At 41.0% G+C, this 21,876-nt stretch carries 18 protein-coding genes; 11 read left to right on the top strand and 7 right to left on the bottom strand.

Going from position 1 to position 21,876, the window contains the following annotated elements:
* Positions 1 to 2: 2 nt before the first annotated feature.
* The 5 genes from ccmE to ccmA are packed head-to-tail and all read right to left on the bottom strand — an operon-like array spanning position 3 to position 2,752.
* The gene (ccmE, locus tag ABJK37_RS15860) at positions 3 to 488 is read right to left on the bottom strand and encodes a cytochrome c maturation protein CcmE (protein WP_348356001.1); all 486 of its coding nucleotides are present in this window, start codon (positions 486 to 488) and stop codon (positions 3 to 5) included.
* Positions 485 to 700, bottom strand: a complete 216-nt coding sequence (gene ccmD, locus ABJK37_RS15855; protein WP_348355998.1) for a heme exporter protein CcmD — start codon at positions 698 to 700, stop codon at positions 485 to 487. The genes ccmE and ccmD overlap by 4 nt, the downstream gene beginning before the upstream one ends.
* Complete coding sequence (locus ABJK37_RS15850; RefSeq protein WP_348355995.1) at positions 700 to 1,458, bottom strand: heme ABC transporter permease; 759 nt, start codon at positions 1,456 to 1,458, stop codon at positions 700 to 702. Before ABJK37_RS15850 ends, ccmD begins: the two co-directional genes overlap by 1 nt.
* Positions 1,458 to 2,111 (bottom strand): heme exporter protein CcmB, encoded by a 654-nt coding sequence (gene ccmB / locus ABJK37_RS15845; protein ID WP_348355992.1) that lies wholly within the window; start codon positions 2,109 to 2,111, stop codon positions 1,458 to 1,460. Before ccmB ends, ABJK37_RS15850 begins: the two co-directional genes overlap by 1 nt.
* A gap of 11 nt (positions 2,112 to 2,122) precedes the next feature.
* Positions 2,123 to 2,752, bottom strand: coding sequence for a cytochrome c biogenesis heme-transporting ATPase CcmA (ccmA, locus tag ABJK37_RS15840; RefSeq protein WP_348355989.1), 630 nt, complete (start codon positions 2,750 to 2,752; stop codon positions 2,123 to 2,125).
* Between the two features lie 302 nt (positions 2,753 to 3,054).
* On the opposite strand from ccmA, the gene ABJK37_RS15835 reads away from it, so the two are divergent.
* The 3 genes from ABJK37_RS15835 (at position 3,055) to ABJK37_RS15825 (ending at position 7,179) form a co-directional block, all read left to right on the top strand.
* Positions 3,055 to 5,475 (top strand): flagellar hook-length control protein FliK, encoded by a 2,421-nt coding sequence (locus tag ABJK37_RS15835; RefSeq protein WP_348355987.1) that lies wholly within the window; start codon positions 3,055 to 3,057, stop codon positions 5,473 to 5,475.
* A gap of 15 nt (positions 5,476 to 5,490) precedes the next feature.
* A complete protein-coding gene (locus ABJK37_RS15830; protein ID WP_348355984.1) occupies positions 5,491 to 5,844 on the top strand; it encodes an EscU/YscU/HrcU family type III secretion system export apparatus switch protein in 354 nt (117 codons plus the stop codon).
* Positions 5,845 to 6,099: 255 nt separating this feature from the next.
* The gene (locus ABJK37_RS15825; protein ID WP_348355982.1) at positions 6,100 to 7,179 is read left to right on the top strand and encodes a methyl-accepting chemotaxis protein; all 1,080 of its coding nucleotides are present in this window, start codon (positions 6,100 to 6,102) and stop codon (positions 7,177 to 7,179) included.
* 102 nt (positions 7,180 to 7,281) lie between these two features.
* On the opposite strand, the gene recA is transcribed toward ABJK37_RS15825, so the two are convergent.
* Together recA and ABJK37_RS15815 are read right to left on the bottom strand one after the other, a co-directional pair.
* Positions 7,282 to 8,313, bottom strand: a complete 1,032-nt coding sequence (gene recA, locus ABJK37_RS15820) for a recombinase RecA (RefSeq protein WP_348355979.1) — start codon at positions 8,311 to 8,313, stop codon at positions 7,282 to 7,284.
* A gap of 141 nt (positions 8,314 to 8,454) precedes the next feature.
* On the bottom strand, positions 8,455 to 8,940 hold the full coding sequence (locus ABJK37_RS15815; RefSeq protein ID WP_348355976.1) for a nicotinamide-nucleotide amidohydrolase family protein: 486 nt from the start codon (positions 8,938 to 8,940) through the stop codon (positions 8,455 to 8,457).
* 80 nt (positions 8,941 to 9,020) lie between these two features.
* Here ABJK37_RS15815 and mutS point away from each other — a divergent pair, with 80 nt between their 5' ends.
* From mutS to ABJK37_RS15775, 8 genes are all read left to right on the top strand, one after another.
* On the top strand, positions 9,021 to 11,642 hold the full coding sequence (gene mutS / locus ABJK37_RS15810; RefSeq protein WP_348356107.1) for a DNA mismatch repair protein MutS: 2,622 nt from the start codon (positions 9,021 to 9,023) through the stop codon (positions 11,640 to 11,642).
* 44 nt (positions 11,643 to 11,686) lie between these two features.
* Positions 11,687 to 12,073 (top strand): MAPEG family protein, encoded by a 387-nt coding sequence (locus tag ABJK37_RS15805; RefSeq protein WP_348355973.1) that lies wholly within the window; start codon positions 11,687 to 11,689, stop codon positions 12,071 to 12,073.
* 252 nt (positions 12,074 to 12,325) lie between these two features.
* Positions 12,326 to 13,957 carry a CTP synthase gene (locus ABJK37_RS15800; protein WP_348355971.1) on the top strand — a complete coding sequence of 544 codons (1,632 nt, stop codon included), beginning with the start codon at positions 12,326 to 12,328 and terminating at the stop codon, positions 13,955 to 13,957.
* A gap of 15 nt (positions 13,958 to 13,972) precedes the next feature.
* Positions 13,973 to 15,271: a phosphopyruvate hydratase gene (eno, locus tag ABJK37_RS15795; protein ID WP_348355968.1), complete on the top strand. Its 1,299-nt coding sequence runs from the start codon at positions 13,973 to 13,975 to the stop codon at positions 15,269 to 15,271.
* Positions 15,272 to 15,390: 119 nt separating this feature from the next.
* Positions 15,391 to 16,035: a hypothetical protein gene (locus ABJK37_RS15790; protein ID WP_348355966.1), complete on the top strand. Its 645-nt coding sequence runs from the start codon at positions 15,391 to 15,393 to the stop codon at positions 16,033 to 16,035.
* Positions 16,036 to 16,731: 696 nt separating this feature from the next.
* Positions 16,732 to 20,262 carry a carboxypeptidase-like regulatory domain-containing protein gene (locus tag ABJK37_RS15785; protein WP_348355964.1) on the top strand — a complete coding sequence of 1,177 codons (3,531 nt, stop codon included), beginning with the start codon at positions 16,732 to 16,734 and terminating at the stop codon, positions 20,260 to 20,262.
* Between the two features lie 115 nt (positions 20,263 to 20,377).
* Complete coding sequence (locus ABJK37_RS15780; RefSeq protein WP_348355961.1) at positions 20,378 to 21,166, top strand: tetratricopeptide repeat protein; 789 nt, start codon at positions 20,378 to 20,380, stop codon at positions 21,164 to 21,166.
* Between the two features lie 176 nt (positions 21,167 to 21,342).
* Positions 21,343 to 21,810, top strand: coding sequence for a hypothetical protein (locus ABJK37_RS15775; protein WP_348355959.1), 468 nt, complete (start codon positions 21,343 to 21,345; stop codon positions 21,808 to 21,810).
* Positions 21,811 to 21,876: the final 66 nt, after the last annotated feature.

Genomic DNA, 21,876 nt, shown 5'->3' with positions numbered 1-21,876 from the left:
GATTATTCACCTGCTCCTGGTTTGCCATAGCTTGCTTGGTCAGGTTTAACATGTTTAATACCCTTCATTTTTTCAGCCAATTCTGGTGGCATATATTCTTCATCATGTTTAGCTAACACTTCATGCGCTTTAATATGATTATTCTTGGTCAACACTCCAGTGGCGACTATGCCCTGCCCCTCACGAAACAAATCGGGCAGAATTCCTTGATAACTCACAGTGACTGTAGGGCCCGTATCCACTAAGTCAAAACTCACGGCTAAGGTTTGCTGATCACGTTTGACTGTCCCGGGTACAACCATGCCTCCAATACGTAAACGCTGACCAACTTGGGGAATTTTCCCATCTTTTCCTTGGATAATTTCTGAAGGGGTATAAAACAAGTCGATATTTTGGGTTAATGCATACAACATCAAACCAATAGCGCCGCCTACTATCAATACGATTGCAGACACCGCCATCAAACGTTTTTGACGTCTTGGATTCATGCTGAATCTCCTTTAATAGTTTGTTCAGTTGCGGCTTTAATGCGTGCTTGCCTTGCCTGCTCCCTCAAAACTTGAGTCATTAATGCTCGTTTTGAAAACAGTGAGTTCAGCCACAAAACCAACAAGCTTAGTGCTGTCGCACCAAAAGATAACCATACATATAAACCGTACCCTCCCATATCAAGGAAACTACTAAAGTCTTCAAAATGCATTATTTCCCCTTACTCACCGAAGCGTTCTTAACTGCCAATGCCACCACCCAAGGGCGCTTAATTTCTCTTCTAATTATTTCATTTTGCATACGTAGTAGAAAAATAGCGCCACTGACCAATGCCCAGCCCAATATTGCCAAAAGTAGTGGCCATAACATTTCTGCAGGCATCGAAGGTTTATCAAACTTCATAATGGTGGCGCCTTGATGCAGCGTATTCCACCACTCCACTGAGTAGTGAATAATCGGCAAATTAATCACTCCGACCAATGCCATCACCCCAGCGGCCTTGCCTGCTTGTTGTTTATCTTCAAAGGCTTTGTACAACGAAATCACGCCAAGAAACAAAAAAAGCAAAATCAATTGCGATGTCAATCGTGCATCCCACTCCCACCATGTGCCCCACATAGGTTTCCCCCAAGCCGCACCAGTAATGAGTGACACAAAAGTCACAGTGGCACCTATTGGCGCTAAAGCAATCATCGCCATAAATGACGTTTTAACTTGCCATACCAAACCAATAAAACCAGCAATAGCCATCGCGCTATATAAACTTTTTGAGAGCACCGCACTTGGAACATGGACATAAATAATTCGGTAAGCTTCGCTTTGTTGATAATCCGTAGGGGCAAAAGCCAGTCCCCAAACGGTAGCCACTAGTATCACTAGTAATCCAACTAAACTAAACCAAGGCAATAACCTTTGGCATAAATGATAAGTACGTTCAGTTTTAGCGTAAGGGTGTAACCACTTCCACATCAGGTTTGACTCACTCTAAGTGCATAAGCAATGGCAAAAGGCGCCAAGGCTAGAGAAAAAAGAAACATTGCGCCGATAATCGCTAGTTGAGCTGTATATTGCAATTGCATTGAAGCAGACTCTACTGCCGAGGTAGCAAAGATTAATAACGGAATAAATACCGGCAGTAACAACAAAGCTAACAACACGCCTCCGCGATTTAACCCCACTGTCAAACCTACGGCTATCGCTCCAATAAGGCTCAATATTGGTGTACCTAGAAGCAATGTTTTCAACAATGCCCAATACATAGGCTCACTTAAATGTAAAAACAATGCCAGCAAAGGCGACAATAAGATCAAGGGGAAAATACTCGTTAACCAGTGGGCCAAAACTTTTATCAACGCTGCTGCCGCCAATGGCGTAGTGGACAACATTAGTTGCTCTAGGGAACCATCTTGAAAGTCATCACGGAATAAACGCTCTAAACCTAATAGTGATGACAATATTGCGGCAACCCAAATGACCCCGGGCCCAATAATCTTTAACGTATTTGATTCAGGTCCAACCGCTAAGGGAAATAAACTAATAACCAATGCGAAAAACATCATGGGTTGCAATAACTCTGCCCTTTGACGATAAGCCAAGGCGAGGTCACGCTTTAATATAGCCATCAATGCTGCCACTAAATACGATACTCCAAGGTCAACTCATCAGTCGGGTAATCTAAATTCAACCTTTGATGAGAAGTCATTATCACCGCGCCGCCGCTATTAAGAAACTTAGTGATTTGTTTACTCAATAAATCAATGCCTTGGGTATCAAGAGCAGTAAAAGGTTCGTCCAATATCCACAGTTTTGCATCTTGTTTTAACCAAAACCGCGCCAACGCGACTCTGCGCTGTTGTCCTGCTGATAAATTGGCAACGGGAATATCTTCTAAACCAACCAAATTAAGCTGTAGTAAAGTACTAAAAATTGTCTCAATTGAAATGATTACTTGATGTTGTTTACACCAAAATTGTAAATTTTCCACCGCACTCATGGTCTGGTTAATACCTAATTTGTGACCAAAATACACTAAGTCTTGGTGGTAACTTTCACGACTTGCTTGAATGCTTTGTTCAGAGAAATACACCTCACCAGAATCGGCGGAAACTAATCCTGCTAACACTCGCAGCATACTGGTTTTACCGGCACCATTTTGGCCTTTGACATAAAGTAAACCGCCTGGTTCAACAGCAAAGTTTATGTTTTCAAACAATAACCTATCTCTTTTGACAACCGATAAATTAGTTACAGAAAGTAGCGCCAAACCTATCCTCGTTTATTCAATTTCGATTCTATATAATTTTACAGAGCACTCCGCAAGTTAGCCGTTAATAATATCATAGGGTTGGCCCTTGACCTACTAGCTAAGCCAAATAGTTACCAGCATTTAGTAACAAAATAATCATGAGTCATAAATACGATAAACGTCATCAAAAATAATTCTTTTGCACTACTATCAATTGCACTAAAGCACAGCAAATGAATAAGCAGATTAGCCAATATAGGTTAGTTGCGAGTAAACTGTGATTTAACTCAAGCTTCTTGACATCAGCCGATAACATTTATATGCCTGATATTACTCAATCTTCACAAGCCACTATTTCTCAGGCACTGACCCAGTTGAGTCAATTGGCCCCTACGTCAGAAGCCGCGCGTCAAGGAATTGAGGTGTTAGTAAAACATTTAGCGGGTAACACCCTAAGTTTAAATAAAAGCACTGTGTTGCTGAATAAAACCGTTTTGTTAAATAACCCTGAAATTAAAGGCAAACTCATCGAAGGCCAAAATCATCAGGTAAAAATTTCTTTAGAGCCTATTCCCAACTTAGAGTTTTTTTCACAGGCTAGTAGCAAACAATCCTGTGTCGTAGCCCTCACAGAACAGCAACTTCAGAGTTTACTTAGATTACCTGCAAAACAGCTACTAACAAATAACCCGCAGATAAAGACAAATATTTCCATCAAATTGCCTTTACTAAATGCCACTATTTTATCGGTAATACCCAGCCCAGGTAATTCCCCCGAGCAACTAAAATCACACACGTCTAGTGCAAACTTGGAACCAAACTCTACTGTCACAAGCCAGCAAAACCTTATTAAAGTAACGTTAAATGAACAACGACCCGCGGTTGAATTAAGCTTGCCTGTAAAAAACGCGAATCAGTTCACTATAGGAGAAAAAGTATCTCTTACCATTAGTCCTAGGGGGAACAATTGGCAATTGACTATTGCACAAAACCAAACCGGCCCCGCGAATCAAGCCCAAAATAGCGCTTCCGATAATAGTGCCGCCGATAAAGTGCAGTTAAGAAACCACTCTGTCGCGACACCGTTGCAGATTGCATCGACTAAAATCGCCAACCCGCTTTTACAACAGATAGCGCCAACAAACTTACCTAATACAGACACGCGAACCAGCGTCAGTTTAGAACCAAATTCACAATCAAAAGTCGCGAATAGTCAACAAAGTATACTCGCTCCTTTGCTTGCGACACCTATAATTAAAGCCAGCTTGCAGCAGCTAAGTCAAACTAACGACGTACATTTAGAACTGCCTATCAAACCCGTGCTTCAGCAGCTAACCAAAATTCACGACCCACAAAATCAAATACTACTAAACAAGTTACAATCGCTGCCTTTAGATAAAATCTCACTACAATTAAGGCCAAGAGGTGAAATTGAACTATTGCTGCAAAATATACAACCGGTGGCGAAAATTCCTGTCACTAAAGAAATTGCCCAAGCATTGGCGCCGCTTAAATTGCCCAATCAACAGGCTCTCCTTAAGCAGATTGAATTAATCACTTCAAGCAACAAACAACAATCTTCACAGTCTGAATTGCTCCCAACGACACAGAAATCAAGTACGCCTGTACCAGCCCCCCTTCCAACCATGGCTAAATCGAACGTAGCGGTACCAAGCGTCGATGGTAATCAATATCAAGACATAAAATTAAACCTGAAAGACGCAGCGTCAAATTTGCTGACCGCTGTACAAAACACACCTTTTAAAGAAAGTGTGATCACCCCCAATCTCATGGCTAACAAAACGCAACAACTTAATCTTGTACAAAGCTTATTGCGAATAGTCCAAGCCAAAGCGGAATCACCTGCTATTCCCCTTCAGGCTGTAGAGAAAGCGCTAGGTGATACGGCGTTTTTTAAAGCTGAGACAGAACAACCAAGTAAGCAATTAGTTGAACAAATTCAGCAGCAAATCAAACAAGCGCTACCTCAGGGAAAAGAGCAAGATGTAAGTCAGATACGCCAACTACTGTCCACTCCTGCCCTCAATTTGTCAGCTTTACAAATGGTCAATCCAACAACTGGGCAAGGTTTTATGAGTGGTTTAGTCACGCTCTTACAAATGTCTCTAAGTGCAAGACTGGCGCGAACTCAAACGGCTCGCGCTGGGCATATTACCGAAACCCTAAACAATGTTTTAAGCGGCGCCACTAAAAATCCGTCCACAACTATTACGCCAAAAGCCATGACTGATTTTTCGCAGTTAGAACAAAAACACCAATTAATGAAAGAAATTGGGCGTTTGATGTCTGGACATCAAGCCAACAAATTGAGCAATGCTGAACAAATGATTCAGGGGCAAGACACCTTCTATTACAATTTACCAGCTGCTTTAGGCGGCACAATTAAAGACATAGAATTACTGATTAAACGCGAAGAAAACCATAAAGAAAACGCCTCTGAGAATGGAAGTAGTAATAAAACGTGGCAGCTCACTATGAAACTGGCTGTGGGTGAATTAGGAGAATTACTCACAAAGGCAAAACTGAGAGCCGATACCTTAGAGATTAATTTTTATGCGTCTAACGAAGCGGTGAAAATTCAGGTAATGAACTATTTGCCCTTATTACGCAGAAAATTTGATTCACTTGGAATTGACGTCAGCAAAAGCCATTGCCAGCTGGGAAAAATTCCAGATACTCTGCAACAACGCCCTTATCACATGTTTCAAGCCAAAGCGTAAAAGAGCACGATAATAATGAAAGATCAAAAATCAAATAAGCACAAGCAAAGAAGCGCAGTTGGCCTTAAATATCAACAAAACAACCACAGTGACAACACTGCCCAAGGCCAATCATCCGCTCCCACTATTGTCGTCAAAGGATTTGGTGACTTAGCTGACGACATTATCGCACTCGCCAGACAAAATGGCGTGTTAGTACATGAAGATCCTTACCTGAGTGATTTCCTTGCCACTTTAGACTTAGGTCAAGAAATCCCCGAACAGCTATACCATGTGATTGCAGAACTCATTTCTTTTTCATACGTATTACAAGGTAAGTTTCCTGATAGTTGGGCAAAAATGCATAACAAAGTGTCTAAAAAAGTGTGAATTCAGTGCTCTTAGTCCGAATGACATAGCCTCAATCAAACGTGTCTGGCATGTGATTAAAAGCTAAGAATTAAGATGAAAGCAAAAGTTTGCGAAACAACATAATAATTTTAGTTCTTCGGCAATCAGCCGAAAACTAATCTAATCGCCACAGAATTACGCAGTGCTAAGTGAAAACTTATGCTATAAATTCTCACTAGCTTATAAAAAGGGACATCGGACCTTTACTATTTATTATATATGGAGTCTCAATTCATGTTGGTCAGTAAAAGCAGATATGTTGAATTAGAACAAAAATTAGCTCAAGTAGAAGCAGAGAAAAATCGCTATAAAACTGAGAACGAAGACCTCATAGCAGAAATAAGTGATTTGAAAACGGCTTCAGCCACAGCGGCAGAGGTGAGTTTTGACAACCAAATATGGCCCAATTTACTAGATTGTATTAGCCAAATCACCAGCATTAGAGAATCGGTTTTGTCTTCCTATGAAATGATCGAAGATGAAGCTCAATCCATCAATGAACTCAATCAAGTCTTGGATAGCGGTCAAGAATCCATAACGGGTATCGCTGGCGGCATGGAGCAAATGACAGAAAAAATGCAAAACATGTCGCAAAGTATGGCTAACTTAGAAGCTATCGCCGACAGTATTAATTCTTTTGTAGAAACCATTTCGAAAATATCTGACCAAACCAATTTGTTAGCGCTTAACGCCGCAATTGAAGCGGCAAGGGCCGGTGATGCTGGACGAGGGTTTTCAGTTGTAGCCGATGAAGTAAGAAGCTTGGCAAGCAACACCAGTAAATCTGCTGAAGAAGTAGGCGGTCTTATTGCAAGAATTAAACAAGACACTGAGTCTGGGGTTAAATTTGCGACGGCTCTTGAAGAGTCTAACGTAGAGTTGTCTAACACTATTGCAGGCTTAAATACCAGTTATAGTGGAATTAACTCTACTGTTGGGTCGATGAAAACCTCCATTCTTGGAGCGTCAGAGAGCAGTTTTATTCAGACAGTGAAGCTAGACCATATTGTATGGAAGGGCGAAGTCTACGAAGTCGCCTTAGGACGCTCACAAAAATCTATTGATTCATTTGTAGATCATAAACAATGTAGATTGGGATTGTGGTACAACAGCGATAATTCACGCAAATACCAAGATAGTTCGTCTTATAAATCCATGGAAAGGCATCACAGTGATGTTCACCAAAATGGCATTGCCGCATTAAAAGAACTGCAAAGTGGTAACGTTAAACAAAGTTTGCAATTTTTTGAAAAAATGGAACAAGCCAGCGCTCAGTTAATTAATAACTTAGATAACTTGACCGTCCAAGGTTAGGCTAAGTCAATCAGGCCCTTTGTTTAAAAACTGATATAAAAACTTAAACACATAAAAAAACCGCTACAGCGGTTTTTTTATGTGTTTTTTCAGCACTTTGAGCTATTCAGCACCTTCTTTTTGCGGCGCTTCATCAGCATCTACAGGCTTAGATAATAATAAATCTCTTAAACGTTTATCAATATCCGCTGCCATATCAGGATGTTCTTTTAAATAAACAATTGAATTGGCTTTACCTTGCCCAATACGTTCACCGTTATAGCTGTACCAAGCACCGGCTTTTTCAACCATTTTATGGGTGACCCCTAAATCGATCAGCTCACCATAACTATTAATGCCTTCGCCATACATTATTTGAAATTCAGCTTGTTTAAATGGTGGAGAAATCTTGTTTTTAACCACTTTTACTCGGGTTTCGTTGCCGACTATTTCATCACCCGCTTTAACCGCACCAGTACGGCGAATATCCAAACGCACTGAGGCATAAAACTTCAAGGCATTACCACCTGTTGTGGTTTCTGGACTGCCAAACATCACCCCAATTTTCATACGAATCTGGTTGATAAAAATCAACATAGTATTCGACTGCTTTAAGTTACCCGTTAATTTACGCATGGCTTGGCTCATCATTCTGGCAGCTAACCCCATGTGTGAATCACCAATATCGCCTTCAATTTCAGCCTTAGGAGTAAGCGCTGCAACCGAGTCCACGACAATCACATCAACTGCCCCAGAACGAGTTAACATGTCACAAATTTCTAATGCTTGCTCACCTGTATCGGGTTGCGAGACTAATAGCTCCTTTACATCAACCCCAAGTTTTTTAGCATAAATAGGATCAAGTGCATGTTCTGCATCAATAAAAGCACAAACCTTACCGTTACGTTGTGCTTCTGCAATGACTTCAAGGGTTAAAGTGGTTTTACCACTAGACTCTGGACCGTAAATTTCAATGATTCGTCCTAAAGGTAAACCACCCGCACCAAGCGCTATATCTAAACCCAGTGAGCCCGTTGAAATTGTTTCAACGTCCATGGTTTTATTATCGCCTAATTTCATGATAGAGCCTTTACCGAATTGTTTTTCGATTTGGCCTAAGGCGGCGCTCAACGCTCTAGTTTTATTGTCATCCATCAGAATGTCCTTTGTAATTGTCGGTATTGAAGAGGTTTACTTCAATACTAATTGGTATACAGTAGTTAGTTGCGAAGTATACTGTATGGTTATACAGTTACAAGTAAAAAGTAGAAATTATTTTTAGACTTTAGGATCTATTTATTTAGCCAGCAACTTCAAGGTATGTGACAACACAAATTCAATGGCTTTAATTCGTACATCGTGCCTATCGCCCTCTATCAATAACTTTTCAGTGCTGCTTTGACCGTTAATGAAAAAACCAAACCACACTGTGCCCACAGGTTTTTCGGGTGAGCCTCCGTCTGGGCCGGCTATACCACTAATAGCAACAGCCACTTCTGCTTTTGCCCGTTGCGATGCACCTAACGCCATTTCCTGCACAGTTTGTGCAGACACAGCACCGTATTGCGCTAAGGTATGCTCACTGACATTTAGCATCTCTTGTTTGGCATCATTCGAGTAAGTGATAAAGCCTTTTTTAAACCAAGCTGAGCTTCCAGAAACAGCTGTGATGGCGTATCCTACTCCACCTCCGGTGCATGATTCTGCACAGGAGATATGCCAACCTTTAGCCGCCAGTGTATTTCCTAAAAGTTGAGCTAGTTGGGTAATGTCTGCTGTCATGTAGGCAACCTAAAATGTGATATCTAATGATGAATATGTCACGCCAACCATCAGATAAGAAGAATAAAGTAACCGCTATTATGCCACCGAATAATTTTGCAGAGCAAACCTTAAAAAATAGCCCCGCGCTACAATCACACACACCTATGATGCAACAATATCTAAAGATAAAAGCAGAACATCCAGATATTTTATTGTTTTACCGTATGGGTGATTTTTATGAGCTGTTTTTTGATGACGCCAAAAAAGCTTCAGAATTACTCGATATATCATTAACTGCAAGAGGTAAGTCTGGTGGCAATGCCATTCCCATGGCTGGCGTACCTTATCATGCAGTCGAGAATTATTTAGCTCGTTTGGTCAAAATGGGCCAGTCGGTCGCTATTGTCGAGCAAGTAGGCGATCCCGCGACCAGCAAAGGTCCGGTAGAAAGAAAAGTACAACGTATTGTTACCCCGGGTACGGTATCTGACGAAGCTTTGTTAGAAGACAAACAAGACAACATTTTAGCGGCGGTAACCAGTGTCAAACAACAAAATAATCACTATTTTGGCTACTCCACGCTCGATGTAACCACAGGGCGTTTCACCCTATGTGAACCTAAAGACATTGAAGCCCTTGCTGCCGAAATTCAGCGCACTAATCCGGTAGAGTTACTGTATCCAGAAGACTTTGCTTTTCTACATATTATTGAGCAACGTAAAGGCTTACGACGTCGCCCAATCTGGGAGTTTGATTTTGAAACCGCCACGGCGCAGTTAAACCAACAATTTGGTACCAAAGAACTGACTGGTTTTGGGGTAACAGCCAATAAAACAGGGTTATGCGCCGCCGGGTGTGTGATGCAATATGTAAAAGATACACAAAGAAGTGCCCTACCACATATACGTAGTATTCTACTCGAAACAGAATCTGATACGGTTTTGATGGATGCGGCCACTAGGCGTAATTTAGAACTCACTCAAAATTTAGCGGGCGGCAAAGAACACACCCTTGCAAGTGTGTTAGATAACGCATCCACCCCAATGGGTAGTCGTTTATTACAACGCTGGTTGCATCGCCCGTTAACCAATTTACAAACACTGAAACAACGGCAGTTAAATATAAAATCACTACTCAACAGTGACTATCCTCAGTTGCAAGCTAGCCTCAAACAGGTGGGTGACATGCAAAGAGTGTTAGCGCGTTTAGCGCTGCGTTCTGCCAGACCTCGAGATTTTGCTAGGTTGCGTCAGGCGTTTATGTTGTTGCCAGAAATCCAAGAGTTTGTCACAGACCAATCGGCCGAGACCGCCAACACGGGTTTGATGCAATTGGCAAACGACATCAACCAATTTCCAAGGTTTGCAGACTTACTCAACCATGCCATAGAAGAAGTGCCTCCGGTGTTGATTCGTGACGGAGGCGTCATTAAAGCAGGCTATAACGCTGAATTAGATGAACTGCGCGCCTTATCCAAAGGGGCAACCGATTATTTGGATGAACTAGAACAACGCGAAAAAGACCGCACAGGCATTGCCACCTTAAAAGTCGGATATAACAAAGTACATGGCTATTTTATTGAGGTAAGCCGCAGCTACGCTGACCAAGTGCCCGCTGATTATGTGCGTAGGCAAACTTTAAAAAATAACGAACGTTACATTATTCAGGAATTAAAAGAACACGAAGACAAAGTACTCACTAGTCAAAGTAAATCCTTAGCATTAGAAAAACGTTTGTACGACGAACTATTCGATATTTTATTACCGGAGCTAAGCAGTTTAATGCTCAGTGCCGATTCACTTGCAGAGTTAGATGTGCTCAGCAATCTTGCGGAACGAGCTGAAACCCTAAATTACCATTGCCCTGAACTATGCCAACAAAGTGGCATTCACTTTGGTCAAGGGCGACACCCAGTAGTTGAACATGTAATGAAAGACCCCTTTATTGCTAACCCCATTGCGGTCAATCCTCACAGGCGCATGTTAATAATCACTGGCCCCAATATGGGCGGTAAATCAACTTATATGAGACAAACAGCGTTGATTGTTCTTATGGCCTATATCGGTAGTTTTATTCCTGCAGAAAACGCTCAAATAGGTCCAATCGATCGAATATTTACTCGTATAGGCGCCTCTGACGATCTGGCGTCGGGCCGCTCGACTTTTATGGTAGAAATGACCGAAACCGCCAATATACTCAATAACGCCACCGCCAACAGTTTAGTGTTGATGGACGAAATTGGCCGTGGCACCAGTACCTACGATGGGTTGTCGTTAGCCTGGGCATGCGCTGAATATCTTGCGATTAAATTACAATCTTATACCTTATTTGCCACCCATTATTTTGAACTCACGCAACTGGCCGAAGAATTACCTGAATTAGCCAATGTGCATCTTGATGCAGCAGAACATCAAGAAACCATTCGTTTTATGCATGCAGTACAAGAAGGGGCAGCCAATAAAAGTTATGGTTTACAAGTGGCGCAGTTAGCCGGCGTACCCAAAAGCGTAATCCAGCAAGCCAAACATAAATTAGCAGAGTTAGAAAACCAGCCCGTACCTGAACAACAACCCGTTGCCAGACGTGAGCAACAACTCAACCTACTAAATTCTGCGGATGATTTACGTTTGAGTTTAAAACAAATTAACCCTGACGATCTCACCCCTAAACAGGCCCTTGAATATTTATATCAACTCAAAACCTTGGCGGCTGAAGATTAAACCTATTACTGTCAAAATGACTTAACCTAAATGAGGAACACCCTGTGGAATTACCTGCAATTGTTACGCTTATCGCTTTAATTGAATATTTATTTTTTGGCTTCAAAGTTGGAATGAATCGAGAAAAATATCAGGTGATTGCCCCTGCTGTAACGGGTAATCCAACTTGGGAACGATACTACCGCGTGCAACAAAACACCTTAGAGCAGTTAATTGTTTTTATACCGGCTTTGTGGATATTCTCTTTGTTTATCAGCCCGGTAATAGCCGCGGCAATTGGTGTGGTATTTTTAGTAGGTAGACCCATTTATTATATGGCCTATGTGAAAAACCCTCGCAGTAGGGCACTTGGTTTTGTGTTGGGCTTTTTGGCCAACGTCACGTTAATACTCGGTGGTTTGGGCGGAGCTTTATACAATTTACTGAGCTAGTACTTGCCACATTTAATACCCTTCCCTTACATCGTTACTCAACTAATGAGTTTGGGATGGGTATTTCATCAAATTGACATACCTTATTGTCTTTTATTTCAGATTAGTCTTTGTCTGAGATGCCTTTTGTTAGTATAATGTCTTCCCGTCTAGTAGTGGTTTATTTCTTGGACCGTATCGATAAGATCAACAAGAGAGTTCAAACCAAACTGTACAAACCTATTCAATTCAAACGCCTTTATTAGGGTTCACATGACAAATTATATTTTCGTCACAGGTGGTGTAGTTTCATCACTTGGAAAAGGTATTGCTGCAGCCTCACTTGCGGCAATTCTAGAAGCAAGGGGCTTAAGCGTTACCATGCTCAAGCTTGACCCTTATATCAACGTTGACCCTGGCACTATGAGCCCCATTCAACATGGTGAAGTGTTTGTCACCGACGATGGTGCCGAAACAGATTTAGACTTAGGTCATTACGAACGTTTTATTCGTACCCGCATGACCACACGTAATAATTTCACTACTGGCCGTGTCTACGAAGAAGTACTTAAAAGAGAGCGCCGTGGTGATTATTTAGGTGCCACCATTCAGGTTATTCCACATATCACTAACGAAATTAAGCGTCGCGTGATTGCGGGTGCTGAAGGAGTGGATGTTGCCATAGTAGAAGTAGGCGGCACAGTAGGTGATATTGAATCGCAACCTTTTATTGAGGCAATACGCCAACTAGGTGTTGAAGTAGGTCGCAATCGCGCTATGTTTATGCACCTTACTTTAGTGCCCTATCTTGCCGCATCTGGCGAAGTGAAAACCAAACCCACGCAACATTCTGTCAAAGAGTTACGCTCGGTTGGTGTGCAGCCGGATATTTTAGTGTGTCGTTCTGAAGTGCCGTTACCTTCTAACGAACGCCAAAAAATTGCGTTGTTTACAAATGTAATAGACAAGGCAGTAATATCATTACGAGACGCCGACAGTATCTATAAAATCCCCGCCATGCTTAAAGCCCAAGGTTTGGATGAGTTAGTCGTTGAACGATTTGGTTTAGAATGCCCAGAGGCAGACCTAACCGAATGGGAACAAGTACTCTACGCTGAGTCTAATCCGATAGGTGAAGTCACTATAGGTATGGTAGGTAAGTACGTTGAATTACCCGATGCATACAAATCAGTTAACGAAGCCCTTAAACATGCAGGTTTAAAAAACCGTTTAGCGGTAAACATAAAATATGTCGACTCCCAAGATATCGAGAGTAAAGGTGAACATATTCTTCAAGGCCTTGATGCCATATTAGTACCAGGTGGTTTTGGTGAACGTGGTATTGAAGGTAAAATCACCGCCGCCAAATACGCCCGTGAAAATCAGGTTCCTTATTTAGGGATTTGTTTAGGCATGCAAGTGGCGCTTATTGAATATGCACGTAACGTAGCGGGCATGGAAAATGCGAACAGTACTGAGTTCGATGCTAACTCACCTTTCCCAGTTGTTGGACTGATCACAGAATGGCTAGATGCAGCAGGCACCACTGAGTCTCGAGATGAGTCCTCCGACTTAGGCGGCACTATGCGTTTAGGCAGTCAGCTGTGTCACTTACTTCCAGGTAGTAAAGTACAAGATATGTATGGCGCCACCGAAATTTACGAACGCCATAGACACAGATACGAAGTCAACAATAATCTGCGCGGAAAAATCGAAGCGGCAGGATTAAAAGTTACAGGATTATCAGCAGACAAGCGATTGGTAGAAGTGATCGAAATTGCTGAACACCCTTGGTTTGTTGCAGGACAGTTTCACCCAGAATTTAACTCCACGCCTCGCGACGGTCACCCGCTCTTTTCAGGTTTTGTAAAAGCCGCAGGCGAATATTTTAAGAATCACAATTAATAGAAGGCAACAAGAATGTCAAATATCAGTAAAATTATTGCTCGCGAAATCATGGATTCTCGTGGTAACCCAACAGTAGAAGCCGACGTATATTTAGAGTCAGGCGCATGGGGCCGTGCTGCTGCTCCTTCTGGTGCATCAACAGGTTCACGTGAAGCCTTAGAATTACGCGACGGCGACAAATCACGTTATTTAGGTAAAGGTGTATTAAAAGCCGTTGCTGCAATCAATGACAACATTGCACCAGCATTAATTGGCAAAGATTCGCTAGCTCAAGCTGAAATCGATCAAATCATGATCGACTTAGATGGCACAGAAAACAAAGAAAAATTTGGTGCCAATGCTATTTTAGCAGTGTCGTTAGCCGTAGCTAAAGCTGCAGCAAACGCCAAAGGTGTACAGTTGTTTGAACACATTGCTGACTTAAACGGCACCCCAGGTGTTTATTCTTTACCATTACCAATGATGAACATCATCAACGGTGGTGAGCATGCAGACAACAACGTTGATATCCAAGAATTCATGGTTCAACCTGTTGGCGCTGACAGCTTCAAAGAAGCGTTACGTATGGGCGCAGAAATTTTCCACGCACTTAAAAAAGTATTGTCTGCCAAAGGCTTAAATACTGCTGTTGGTGATGAAGGTGGTTTCGCACCAGATTTAGCATCAAACGCTGATGCACTAGCTGTAATCAAAGAAGCTGTTGCAGCGGCAGGTTACGAGTTAGGCAAAGATGTGACATTAGCCATGGATTGTGCGGCATCTGAGTTCTACAATAAAGAATCGGCTATATACGACCTTAAAGGCGAAGGCAAACAATTCACAGCTAACGAATTCTCAGATTTCTTAGCCACATTATGTGAAGAATATCCAATCGTTTCTATCGAAGATGGCTTAGACGAGTCAGATTGGGACGGTTTTGCTTACCAAACTAAATTGCTAGGCGACAAAGTTCAAATCGTGGGTGATGACTTGTTTGTTACCAACACTAAGATCTTAGCCCGCGGTATCGAAAACGGTATTGGTAACTCTATCTTAATCAAGTTTAACCAAATCGGTTCTTTGACTGAAACATTAGCTGCTATCAAAATGGCTAAAGATGCAGGCTTTACTGCTGTTATCTCTCATCGCTCAGGCGAAACTGAAGATGCCACTATCGCTGATTTAGCGGTAGGTACAGCTGCAGGTCAAATCAAGACAGGTTCTTTATGTCGTTCTGATCGTGTATCTAAGTACAACCAATTATTACGTATTGAAGAGTTCTTAGGCGACAAAGCTATCTTTAACGGTTTATCTGAAGTGAAAGGTCAGTAAGCCTGACTGTTAGAAATACCAGATAATGTTCTTTATGTAATATTAACTGCAACTTCAAACTTTTGAGTATAAAATGGTCGGCTAACGCTGACCATTTTAGTTTCTAACAATACAAAAGCATGCATACTTCCCAGTCTCAACAGGTAGATATTTTTTCTGACGACCAACGTCAGCTGCACTATGCAGAATTATGTAATGCCCTGTACGAGCGAGAGCTTGCCAGTTTGTCGCAGCAAAAAATAACCAACGTAAGTTTGTTACAACGCAAAATCGCCGGCTTAAGACACCATGTTAAGCGCGCCGCTTATAGCCTGTTGCTAAAACAAGCCCCTCTAAAAGTTGATATTCACAATGCCAGCTGGCAAGCCAAACAAGCTGCCAAGTGTATGGCCACCAATTATGATCCACAAAAAACGCAACAGTGGTTTTCAAAAGATATTCAAATCGGTTGTTGTGTTGCTGTCTATATTAAACAGCTTGGTTGTGAATATATCGAACTTGACTCGATTGACAGGCTCGACATAAGCAATCACAAACTGCACACCAACAAGTTTGGCTGGTTTATTATTGACGGTGAATATGCAGAACAAAATTACAGGCAAGAGGATATTCTTAATTTAAGACTGCTCAAACCCAGTAAAGCCATTTTGACCGCAGCCTGTTGTGGCCATAAATGGGATCATAAAGGCAAAGGACAACAACGCGCGCTGTCATTAAGGGAGTTACTTTTATCCCTAAGTATTAATTGGAAGACCTTTCGATAAGTCGTTATGTTGAGTGTATGTTGGGACCGGGATACCAGACTTAAACTATTGATGAAAAAAGTGAATTACTCTCACCATAAAACGTAATTTTCTTTACCTTTATATACAAAGACTACCTAAAATCACCCAATTCAACGTTAAAAATAAATTATTTATTGAATTTTAGTTCACCGTAAAATTTATATTCTTTCGGCATTTAACCAGAATCAGAACAGTAAACAATCAAAAAGTTCCACTTACCCCCTAAAAAACCGCTAAATAATTACATTTTGTGCAAACTGATTACAAATTGATGAGAAAATTGGGTACTTACGCTAGCCCTTCACTATATACTTTCTAATTCGTGGGATACGTCATGGAATATGTGTTAAACGAATTTGATTTAGGTGCTTGACGGGTATGCTTCTATCATTATACAATTTTGTTTGACGTCATATAGTTATCCAGTTTAATAGTTATATGTTACGTAAAATTTTGTTTTGAAACAGAACTACTACGAAGGATTGTTATAGGTTTTAACTATGAATAAGTGTTTCTACGCGTAAATGTTATTTGTCAATAACAAATATATGATGATATATTGCTTGCTCGTAAAACATGATAATGTTGCAAACCGAAAAACAGGATTGAAATGTACTCAATATGTTCACATAGAAAGTACTTAATAATATTTAAATAAATAGGAACACTATAATAATGGTTAATACAACTCAATTTTATAAAACTAAAGTAGCACTAGCAGTAGTCCTAAGTTTAGGTTTAGCTGCTTGTGGAGACTCAGAGGGCGATGCAGGTAGCACGTCAACTTCTCAGACTGATGCACCGAGTGCAGGTTCTGAAACAGTTAATAAAGCTACTGGCTCAATTCAAGGTGTGGTTTTAGACACTAACGGTGTAGCAGTTGTTGGTGCGACAGTTACAACTGCTGGCCAAACTGCAGTGACAGATGCTTCTGGTTCATACGTGTTTGACGATGTTCAAGTGACAAATGTTGCTGGTGCTGACGCTAGTACAGGGCATGCTCCTTTTGTTATTGTTATTCAAGCGCCGGAAGGTTATGCGTCAACAGCTACTGTGAATGTTACACCTAATGCGCAAATAGATGCTGCAAACGCTCAGACTACAGCAATTCCATTAACTACATTCGTAGACGGTTTCTTAGCGCAAGCTGGTACAGCTATTTTGCCTAAGAAAGATTCCGTAATCGAAGGTTGGATCCGTAACATAGATACTGGTGAAGCCATTGAAGGTGCAGTACTTAGTTTAGACTTTACTGGTTTATCTTCTACTGTAGTGCCTGGCGGCGCAAATGTTGCTCTTTCTGGTGATTTGCAAACAACAACAACGGGTGCTGACGGTTCATATCGTTTTGAAGGGACCTATAACGACTCTGTTTATAACTTGTCTATTCAAGATTATAATTTTATTACATCAGGTTCATCTAGTAGCAGTGATAACGTCGCTGATGTAAGCACTGTTGAAGCATATTCTCAAGCTGCAGCAACAACATCACAAACGATTACTACGACTCAGAAAGTTAAAGCTGGATCTAATCCAGTTATACAGATAGACGGTACCACTTTCAGTGATTTTGTAATTATCGATGGTGTTATAACTACTGATGACGGTTCTGATATTTTAACTGGTGGTGAGTATGTAACTGTAAGTTATGACTACGTTGTAACAACTACAACTACTACCACTACAAATGGAACATCAAGCCAGACGTCTGGTTCTACCCCTGCAACAACTGCAGAAGGCGTGGAAATCAACATGGGAACTCAATCAGTACGCATGATTACGTCGTCTGATACTATAAAGCCTTATGTTTCAGGTTTAGTTGGTTGGATTGAAACTTATGTAGGTAATTTCGCAGTAATGAATGAAGGTGTAAACCAGGAGTTTACTCTTCAATTCAGCGAGCCAGTTGATGCGACTAAATTTGATGCTGACGAAGTGTTAATTACAGATTCAACTTCAACTATATTGCCTGGTACAGCCGTACTTGCTGCAGATGGTCGTAGTGTAACTGTTACGTTGGATACAGCTCTAGAAGCTGGTGATAAGGTTGAAATCTTCTTACCATGGGAAGACTTAACTGATGCTGGAGGCAACTACTTCTCTGTAAGTGCTAATGACACTATGGATCCTGCAATTACTTTTGACTCACAAATTACTGCGTCATCTGGTAAAGCATCTTTCCTACGTGCACAATTATGCATCTTCTCTCCAGCAGTAATTAACCCAACTGGTTTTGCAGCTGAACAAGCATTCAATCAAAGTACTACTTTAGATGCAGGTCTTGCATCTCTTAACGATTACTCGAATGCATTCTGGGATGACCAAGCAACTACTGTTGATTCTGATATTCGCCAATTAAATGGTCAGGCAAATACTGCCCTTGCAATTGATTTACTAGCGGAAGAAGTTTCAGGTGCAGCTCTTACTACAGATGTTGATCACGCTTGGGTAAAAGTTACTCTTGGTGAAGCTTCTAGCTACGGAACAAACACTGGTATCTCTGGTAGTACATCTTCTAACTTATGGTTTGATGGTGTTGAAGCTGGTGATGCAGTTAAATTCACTTTCAACAACGACCTAGGTTTGGCAGCTGGTTCTACTACTGTAACCTTAGTAGACGCTGTTAAGCCTACTACTACATTACAAGAAAACTATACGTTGCCAGGTACTGCTGGTTATACAGCTAAGCTAGTGACTACAGGTGCTTTACCGACTCAAGGTGCTGGTGGTGAAGTTACAGAAGTAGGTGTAGATGCAACTACTGGTAACCCAATCATTTATGTTCAACCTCGTCACTTGACACCAACATTAGCTAATAATACAGCTGATACTGATGAAGGAGCTGAATTTGCTGCCTTAGTTGATGGTGTTGCTGCTCGATCTGAAACAACAACTGAAACTCCTGAAGCATTTACAGATACAGCTGGTGGTACGGCTCATCCAATTTACGATGACGAAGCATTTAGCGCTTGGACAGCAGCAGATCGTGCTAACTCAATGGGTGTTGCCTTTACTGAGAACATTGCATTAGTTGCTTCAACTACGCCTATTTTCTCTGGTGCTGGTGTATCACTTGCTAGTTTCACTGCTTTAAACAATGTTGATAACAATATTGACGGTTTAGCTCATGCTAATGGTTTAACCTCAGAAGATTTGGTTCGCTTTGAAGTGTCAGATATGGTTGCTTTAGCCAATGACAATCACAACACGACTTTATCATTCTCTGGTGATATCCAAGATACTGCTGGTAACATCGCCGACGATAACTCTCAAGCAACTGTTGTATTCCGTGACGCTATGCCTCCAATGGTAACTGATGCAGTTTATACGGGTACTACATTAGTACTTACATTCAACGAAGAGCTTGGTTCTCGTGCTGATTTAGACGACACCGACATCGTCATTGATGACTTGGATACTACAGCTGACGCTGCTGCTGTAACTCTTAACTTAGAGTCTTCAGTAACTACAACAGCTGCTGTTACAGACGTCGCATATACTATCTCTACTGACATGAAAACATTAACTCTTGAGCTAGGTTCAATAGCTGCAACTGTTAACCCTCTTTTCGAAGACGGTGTTAATGATGAGTTCTTGTGGGAAGAAGATGGTAATAACTTAGAGCTAGAGTCTCATGCGTCATTGAACTGGGATGAAATTCCTGATGCAAATGGCAATGCTTGGGCTAGCTTTGACTTCGATACTGTTGGTGCAACGCGTTATGCAGTACAAGCTCCTCGCTTCTATGCTTATAACGATGTTGGTGCATTCACGGTTACTTATGCTTACGCTGGTTTAGCTGCAGGTGCAGGTCCTGATGCAGATGGTTTCACTGCCTCAATTACGTTCTCACACCCTCTAGACTTTGGTAGTGTGGCTCCAGCAGCGAAAACAACATTTGTTGAAAAATCTGATGGTGATAACAATGATGTCTACTTCGAAAACGTAGCTGACATTCAACGTTTACTTGTATTAGATTTGAATGCTAATGGTGACTTTGATGCCGCTGATGCGTTCCCAGCTGGTACAACAGCAGCTTGGATCAATTCAAATGGTACAACACGTTTAGACCTTGTGGTTCCTGCAGGTATGAGTGTAGTTTACGGTACTTCAGTATTAGTATTCGCTAGTGATGATGCTGTAGTAACAAGTAGCGCTGACTTGACGGCTGGTGATACTTATGTAGCTGGTGATGCAGTTCATTAACTGGTCAATCACGTAGTGTTAGCGATGTAATCAATAACTAAGAGTTTTTAGTTAACATTATAAAAAGGAGACTTCGGTCTCCTTTTTTTATTCTTATTAATAGAGCGGTTGTACAATGAAGATACTGGTTTTATTCTTTTTGTTTGTTAGTTTATCCATTGCTGCTTCTGTAGAAGATAAACAAACTCGTGAATTTGAACGAGCACTAAAACAGGCTCAACAGGGAGACGAAATAGAAATTTATAATACAGCCTATTACTATCAGCTAGGGCTGGGCATAAATGTCAACTTGGCAGAAGCCAAGAAATGGTTTAAGAAAGCAGAACTTACAAAGAATGGAGCAGTGCATTATAAACTTGGACGGCTATATGAAACGGGCACCTTTTTCGAGCGAAACATGATGAAAGCCGTGAAGCATTATCACCTTTCAGCTAAACAAAGTGATCCACTAGGCATGAATAACTACGGTCTATTATTACTTAAAGGCCAAGGCATCACGAAAAATGAAATAGAAGGTATTCGTTGGCTCAAAAAAGCGGCTAATGCACGCATGCCAGAGTCCTCATTAAACCTAGGTTTATACTATCAAAGTAAAAACAACATAAATGAAGCTAAAATATGGTTTGAAAAAGCTGCAAAAATCGGAAACATTCGTGCACGAGTCGTATTGGCTGGAATATATCGAAAAGAACGCAATTATGAAGAAGCACTTATACATTATAGATCGGCAGCGGAAGAAAATAACTCCGAAGCTCAGTATTATCTAGCCTTGATGGCTGATAAAGGTTTAGGCATGGAAAGATCACCCACTATTGCAAAGGAATGGCTTGAAGCGTCTGCAAAAAACGGCTTTAAAAAAGCCAGTCGAGTACTTGAAAGAACACGAGCGAGTAAAAATAAATAATAGAATTTATGACATAAACAGCTAAAGATATTGAACAAACTATGAATTTATTGTTCTAACATGTTAAACAAGTTTGCATCTTTAAATTACCAAAAAAGTCGCAATATTGTTGAACAGAATGTTTAATACAACCATTTTGGAACACTTTACTACTGAACACCTTCGAGGAACTACCTATGAACAAAATCTTAATACCCTTAATTATTCTTGTGTCTTTATATCTAGCTTATAACTGGTTTCAAACAGACGAAGTTATTTCTGATGAAACGGCCATTGAATTGTCCGACTCTAAAAAGCAAGAACGAATCATTCATAATTATGATCCAGAACCTGAAGTACCTGACGTAGACGTAAATCCCCTGCTTGGGAAATATGTCGCTAACGTCGATAATGACAATGTATCTGCCGAGATTAATGTAGAGTTATTACCCAATAATAGAATAGTCCACTACCGTTATGTAAACCGCGATGGAATGATCAGCGAAGCAACTGTTGAAGGACAATACGTTGTTAATGGTGATAGGTTAGAGTTTACTTTTCCTGAAGAGCGCAACAAAGAAGTCTTTAAAATGCCAATGCTAATACTTTCTGTCGCAGAAGATAATACTATTTCCAGTGGAATTGTGAAATTCGTGAAAGCTTAATTTCAATTATCTGAAAATAAGCAGGACAAACACCAGAATTGGTAGAGGCTAGCTCTCACCTCTACC

Source organism: Paraglaciecola sp. (genome assembly GCF_039964565.1).
Lineage (GTDB): Bacteria > Pseudomonadota > Gammaproteobacteria > Enterobacterales > Alteromonadaceae > Paraglaciecola.
Note: the sequence above shows the minus strand (reverse complement) of the source record. Positions and strands in the feature narration are given on the sequence as shown.

What these genes read in the sequence shown, in the direction of transcription:
- ABJK37_RS15825 (WP_348355982.1), top strand. Translation starts at nt 6,100, where the DNA reads ATGTTGGTCAGTAAAAGCAGATATGTTGAATTAGAACAAAAATTAGCT.
- ABJK37_RS15800 (WP_348355971.1), top strand. Translation starts at nt 12,326, where the DNA reads ATGACAAATTATATTTTCGTCACAGGTGGTGTAGTTTCATCACTTGGA.
- ABJK37_RS15835 (WP_348355987.1), top strand. Translation starts at nt 3,055, where the DNA reads ATGCCTGATATTACTCAATCTTCACAAGCCACTATTTCTCAGGCACTG.
- ABJK37_RS15850 (WP_348355995.1), bottom strand. Translation starts at nt 1,458, where the DNA reads ATGTGGAAGTGGTTACACCCTTACGCTAAAACTGAACGTACTTATCAT.
- ccmD (WP_348355998.1), bottom strand. Translation starts at nt 700, where the DNA reads ATGCATTTTGAAGACTTTAGTAGTTTCCTTGATATGGGAGGGTACGGT.
- ABJK37_RS15790 (WP_348355966.1), top strand. Translation starts at nt 15,391, where the DNA reads ATGCATACTTCCCAGTCTCAACAGGTAGATATTTTTTCTGACGACCAA.
- ABJK37_RS15815 (WP_348355976.1), bottom strand. Translation starts at nt 8,940, where the DNA reads ATGACAGCAGACATTACCCAACTAGCTCAACTTTTAGGAAATACACTG.
- ABJK37_RS15775 (WP_348355959.1), top strand. Translation starts at nt 21,343, where the DNA reads ATGAACAAAATCTTAATACCCTTAATTATTCTTGTGTCTTTATATCTA.
- ccmE (WP_348356001.1), bottom strand. Translation starts at nt 488, where the DNA reads ATGAATCCAAGACGTCAAAAACGTTTGATGGCGGTGTCTGCAATCGTA.
- recA (WP_348355979.1), bottom strand. Translation starts at nt 8,313, where the DNA reads ATGGATGACAATAAAACTAGAGCGTTGAGCGCCGCCTTAGGCCAAATC.
- mutS (WP_348356107.1), top strand. Translation starts at nt 9,021, where the DNA reads ATGCCACCGAATAATTTTGCAGAGCAAACCTTAAAAAATAGCCCCGCG.
- ABJK37_RS15780 (WP_348355961.1), top strand. Translation starts at nt 20,378, where the DNA reads ATGAAGATACTGGTTTTATTCTTTTTGTTTGTTAGTTTATCCATTGCT.
- ABJK37_RS15830 (WP_348355984.1), top strand. Translation starts at nt 5,491, where the DNA reads ATGAAAGATCAAAAATCAAATAAGCACAAGCAAAGAAGCGCAGTTGGC.
- ABJK37_RS15785 (WP_348355964.1), top strand. Translation starts at nt 16,732, where the DNA reads ATGGTTAATACAACTCAATTTTATAAAACTAAAGTAGCACTAGCAGTA.
- eno (WP_348355968.1), top strand. Translation starts at nt 13,973, where the DNA reads ATGTCAAATATCAGTAAAATTATTGCTCGCGAAATCATGGATTCTCGT.
- ccmB (WP_348355992.1), bottom strand. Translation starts at nt 2,111, where the DNA reads ATGGCTATATTAAAGCGTGACCTCGCCTTGGCTTATCGTCAAAGGGCA.